The following is a 4,752-nucleotide window of genomic DNA, read 5'->3' as shown; positions in this document are numbered from 1 at the left end:
CAACAATACAAAAAATTTCTGTAAAATCGTACATGGTAGTTAGAGCCTTTGGGTTGTGTCGTAACTTTCTAAATGGCTCTAACTACCTTTTTTTCAAGGGCTTTTCTTATCCGTAATTCGGGTTAATATAAAACCAATTGAGATAAACATGCGATTTAAAAATACATTTTGCATTATTTGTGTGATGGGGATGATGGTATTGACCGCTTGCGAAGGGGCTGAGTCAATACAGCAAAATATAAATAGTACAGAAAATCAGCCGAGTTCAGTGACAGCCCAACAGGTCGAAGTACCACTCGTTTGACTACTGTAGCAACTCATCCTTCGGCTATCACATCTGAAGCGACAGTACCGCAAGAAGTATATGTAGGAGAGCCGACTGTGGCAGAAATGCAGGCGCATGGCGAAGAATTTTATAAAGACACATTGGCACGGATTGCTGCAGAACAAGGTCAGTAGTCGCTCAGTCATTTAGCGCGTTTAAATAGAGTGGGTTGCTGACTATCTTCTATATGCAAACAACCCATTAAAATATTTAAAGTGCTTTAAGTTGCTGCGAGCCAATCCAGTGTTTAGAAAATTGATAGGCAGCACGCCCTGAACGCTGTCCACGTGCCTGACACCATCTTAATGCTTCTGCACGTACTTCGGCAGTCATTGGCATTTCGGCTTTGTGTAAATAATGCTCCACAATTTCTAAATATAGATTTTGATCCATTGGATAAAACGACAGCCATAGACCAAAGCGATCAGACAGTGAAATTTTCTCTTCAATTGCTTCTTGAGGATGCAACTCAGTATATTGCGGTACATCTACACGAGTGACAGGTGTATTTTCATGCATAAATTCAGGTAATAGATGACGTCTGTTACTGGTTGCATAAATAATAAAATTACTGGAACCTGATTGTAATGAACCATCTAAAACACTTTTTAAACTACGATAATTTTCATCTTCTGCGTTAAAAGCTAAATCATCACAGTAGACAATAAATTTTTCAGGACGATGCTGAATGATTTTTTGAATTTCTGGCAATTCAGACAAATCATCGCGTTCAATTTCAATTAAACGTAATCCTTGATTGGCATACTCGGTCAATAGGGCACGTACAATAGATGATTTTCCCGTACCGCGTGAGCCTGTAAGTAACACATCATTGGCAGGTAAGCCATTTAAAAACTGCAAGGTGTTTTGAATGACTTTTTCTTTTTGCTTTTCGATGCCTTTTAAATCATCTAAATCAATTTTTCTTGGTTGTTGAATCGCTATCAATTGTCGATCTTGCCATTTGAATGCGATGGCGGAAAAGTCGGTTTCTTGTTTTAAAGCAGGTAAACTTTGCTGTAGTTGTTGGAGTACATGAGAAAGTGATAATAAGATGTTGTCGGGTAAATCTAGGTTTGCCATGATAATTCAGCTTAAAAAATGCAGATCAGATTGCTACACTTTAAGACTAGCGCAATTGACCTAGATTTGACAATCAAAGTGTGAATCGAGTCATTGACGCGTATTACAATTTTTTAGATATTGTTGTGTATAGTAGGCATAGGCAAGCGTAGTGCTGCGAATAAACCAACGGATTGAGGAATGCTATGTTATTTAAAGATTTCACCGAAGATGTTAATCCGCATCAAGCCTATCGCATAAAAAAACTCAAGCGCCAAATTCAAAATGCCGAATCGTATGAAGAATGGAAAAGTATTGCCATTCGTATAGATGAAGAAACTGGTGCGCAAGAATGGAAATATGACAACAGTTCGCCATATTTTGATGCGGAAATTATCTCGCATCGTTTAAATTTATTACGCCGTTATCGCACCACCGAACGCAGTCACGATTTAATTTATATTTTGCGTGAAGGTTTAACTTTTGACATCGCCAATATTGCCCATCCGATGTTGTTTACTGCAACCTATGTGGGTACTAAAAAAATTATTGAAGATTATGTGGATGAAGTCAGTAAAAGTTTGGCTTTTGTCGCTTCAGATGAATGTCAGGCTTTAACCAAAGTAGAAAAAATAGAGTTTTTTCAGCAATGCCAAACTGCATACGGACAACCTGCCTTGATGTTCTCTGGTGGGGCAACGCTAGGTTTGTTTCATACAGGTGTTTGTAAGGCCTTACTTGAACAGGATTTAATGCCTAAAGTGCTGTCGGGTTCGAGCGCGGGTGCAATAATGACTGCAATGCTAGGCATCGCAAAACCTGAAGAAGTACAGCATATTTTGGGTGGTGAGTCATTTTTCCACGAAGCATTTCAGTTTAGACAAATGCGCGAAATTCTTAAAGGCAATGGTGGAATTGCCGATGTGCATTATTTAAAAAAATTCCTGATCAAAAACTTGGGCGATACCACGTTTGAAGAAGCTTTTCAAAAATCAGGTTTGCATATTAATGTGGCGGTTGCGCCTTATGATGCATCGCAAGACTCACGCATTATGAACAGCTTCACTGCGCCAGATTTGTTGGTTTGGAGTGCGGTGTTGGCCTCGTGTGCTGTGCCAATTTTATTTCCACCAGTACGTTTAACCAACAAGCGTTATGATGGCGAACACACTCCATATATGGGTAAAACCCGTTGGGTGGATGGCAGTGTGCGTAGCGATTTCCCACAGGAAAAAATGGCACGTTTGTATAATATTAACTACACCATCGCCAGTCAGGTCAATCCGCATGTAGTGCCTTTTATGCAGGATGATATTAAGCGTTATCGTAAAGATATGCTGAGTTGGCCAGAACGGATTATTCGTCGTCAGGGCAAAGTCATTAGTCGTGGGGTAATGGATTTTGTACGTGAGCGCGCAGGAGCTGTACCGCCAGTGCGTCGTTTGCTAGATCATGGCTATGGCATTGTCGATCAACGCTATTATGGTGATGTGAATATTGTAGGAAGCTATAACCTGCGTCATTACAGCTATATGTTGCAAAACCCGAAACCACATTTATTTAAAATTTTACAGCGTGAAGGCGAGCGTGCGACTTGGCCGAAAATTTCATCAATTGAAACGCATGCACGTGTCGGTAAAACTTTGCAACATTGCTTAGAGTTATTAAATGTACCACAAATAGAGGTATCCACCGAAGTCGCAGCAGAAATGCGCACTGGCGCAAGTGTTGTTTAATGTTTTAAATTTGGATGTTCAACAGTTAGATACTGCGCAGTTCGAGCTGCGCAGTAAAGCGCAAAGTTTGCAATATGGTCGGCATATCTATCGTTTTGAACATCAAGGGCAGTTTTATTGGCTGAAAGCCCAACAACAAGGTGTTCATGCGACAGTAGAGCAGGGTTTTGCACAAGAATGGGACTTTTATAAACAGTACGCGCAATCATCATATTTATCTTTTTTATTGCCATGTGAATTGATGGATGCTGCACCCATTCATATTCAGTCGCAGGGTAATTCACATGACATTTCATCGCATTATTCACAGGTCTATTCACGTGCTTTAATTTTACCTGAAGCGCAAGCTGTTTTTGTGATGGGTAATTTACCTGAATATACAGAAGCGATTAAACACATATTTTTGCGTGTCTTTGAAGCAGTGGAAGCATTACATCAATTAGGTTGGATTCATGCTGACTTAAAAGCTGAACATATTGTGCAGTTGGATGGGCAAATCAAACTGTTAGATTTTGAGCAAGTACAGCAAATTGCAGATATTCAATGTCAGGGGATGACTGCAACGCCACGTTATATGGCACCAGAATTATTTCACGGACAGCTCAAAACTGCACAAAGTGATATTTATGCTTTAGGCATTATTTTTTATGAATGGTTAACGCAACAACGCTTGCAGGCAAATAGTTACCACGATTGGGCGTATTTGCACTGTCAAAGATTGCATATTCAACTTCCCATACATCTACAAGCATTTTTACCTCTGCTGAATCACATGCTGGCAAAGTCCTATTCGCAGCGTGCAGTGAGTATTGCTGAGTTAAAATTATGGCTTAGTAGCTGAATATGCTTAAGAAAAAATCAAAAAATAGTTTTTTGTTTTTTATTTAAACAGTCATTGTGCTTTTTTATAAAAAAGGCTTGTCATCAGGAAGTGATCTCTATAATATACACAGCCATCGGGGACGTGGCGAAATTGGTAGACGCACTGGATTTAGGTTCCAGCGCCGCGAGGTGTGAGAGTTCGAGTCTCTCCGTCCCCACCACTTAAATATCAAGTCAGCTTGATTTTAAGTTACAGAGGATTGGTGTAATGGTAGCATGACGGTCTCCAAAACCGTTCGTCAAGGTTCGAATCCTTGATCCTCTGCCAAATTAAAATCCAACAACTCAGTTGGTACCCGATGTTGGGGACGTGGCGAAATTGGTAGACGCACTGGATTTAGGTTCCAGCGCCGCGAGGTGTGAGAGTTCGAGTCTCTCCGTCCCCACCATACATTAAAGAGCAAGGCAATGACCTTGCTTTTTTATTGCCTGTTATTTTAGCTTTAAATCATTGCATCTCTTTGACAAGGCTTAGATGTATTTTAAGATTTAAAATTCAACATAAAAAAAGCCCATAAACAGGTTGTGGGCAAGATCATCTTTAAATGTTGATGAAATACGATTTGAATTTTTATTTTTGTATCCTATCAAGTTCAACCGTTATTGCATACTTATCTATATTACCCGAATTACGGATAAGAAAAGCCCTTGAAAAAAAGGTAGTTAGAGCCATTTAGAAAGTTACGACACAACCCAAAGGCTCTAACTACCATGTACGATTTTACAGAAATTTTTTGTATTGTTGAT

At 39.7% G+C, this 4,752-nt stretch carries 4 protein-coding genes and 3 tRNA genes; 6 read left to right on the top strand and 1 reads right to left on the bottom strand.

Annotated features, from left to right (window positions below):
- Positions 1–300 precede the first annotated feature (300 nt).
- A complete protein-coding gene (locus ACEO2X_RS13295; protein ID WP_371972136.1) occupies positions 301–459 on the top strand; it encodes a hypothetical protein in 159 nt (52 codons plus the stop codon).
- Between the two features lie 76 nt (positions 460–535).
- Here ACEO2X_RS13295 and ACEO2X_RS13290 read toward each other — a convergent pair whose 3' ends face one another.
- Positions 536–1,408, bottom strand: coding sequence for an ATP-binding protein (locus tag ACEO2X_RS13290; protein ID WP_096902520.1), 873 nt, complete (start codon positions 1,406–1,408; stop codon positions 536–538).
- 185 nt (positions 1,409–1,593) lie between these two features.
- Between ACEO2X_RS13290 and ACEO2X_RS13285 the strand changes: the two genes are divergently transcribed.
- From ACEO2X_RS13285 to ACEO2X_RS13265, 5 genes are all read left to right on the top strand, one after another.
- A complete protein-coding gene (locus ACEO2X_RS13285) occupies positions 1,594–3,123 on the top strand; it encodes a DUF3336 domain-containing protein (protein ID WP_131261332.1) in 1,530 nt (509 codons plus the stop codon).
- Complete coding sequence (locus ACEO2X_RS13280; protein WP_371972135.1) at positions 3,113–3,964, top strand: serine/threonine protein kinase; 852 nt, start codon at positions 3,113–3,115, stop codon at positions 3,962–3,964. Before ACEO2X_RS13285 ends, ACEO2X_RS13280 begins: the two co-directional genes overlap by 11 nt.
- 117 nt (positions 3,965–4,081) lie before the next feature.
- Positions 4,082–4,166, top strand: a tRNA-Leu gene (locus ACEO2X_RS13275).
- Between the two features lie 33 nt (positions 4,167–4,199).
- A tRNA-Trp gene (locus ACEO2X_RS13270) sits at positions 4,200–4,273 on the top strand.
- 36 nt (positions 4,274–4,309) lie between these two features.
- Positions 4,310–4,394 (top strand) — tRNA-Leu (locus ACEO2X_RS13265).
- The last annotated feature ends 358 nt before the right edge of the window (positions 4,395–4,752 follow it).

This window comes from Acinetobacter sp. AL9 (assembly GCF_041464035.1).
GTDB classification, from domain to species: domain Bacteria; phylum Pseudomonadota; class Gammaproteobacteria; order Pseudomonadales; family Moraxellaceae; genus Acinetobacter; species Acinetobacter towneri.
The sequence above is the reverse complement of the archived record's forward strand: the minus strand, read 5'-3'. Positions and strand labels throughout refer to the sequence as shown.

Excerpts from the sequence above, each read along its gene's own strand:
- ACEO2X_RS13290 (WP_096902520.1), bottom strand. The coding sequence starts at position 1,408 with ATGGCAAACCTAGATTTACCCGACAACATCTTATTATCACTTTCTCAT.
- ACEO2X_RS13285 (WP_131261332.1), top strand. The coding sequence starts at position 1,594 with ATGTTATTTAAAGATTTCACCGAAGATGTTAATCCGCATCAAGCCTAT.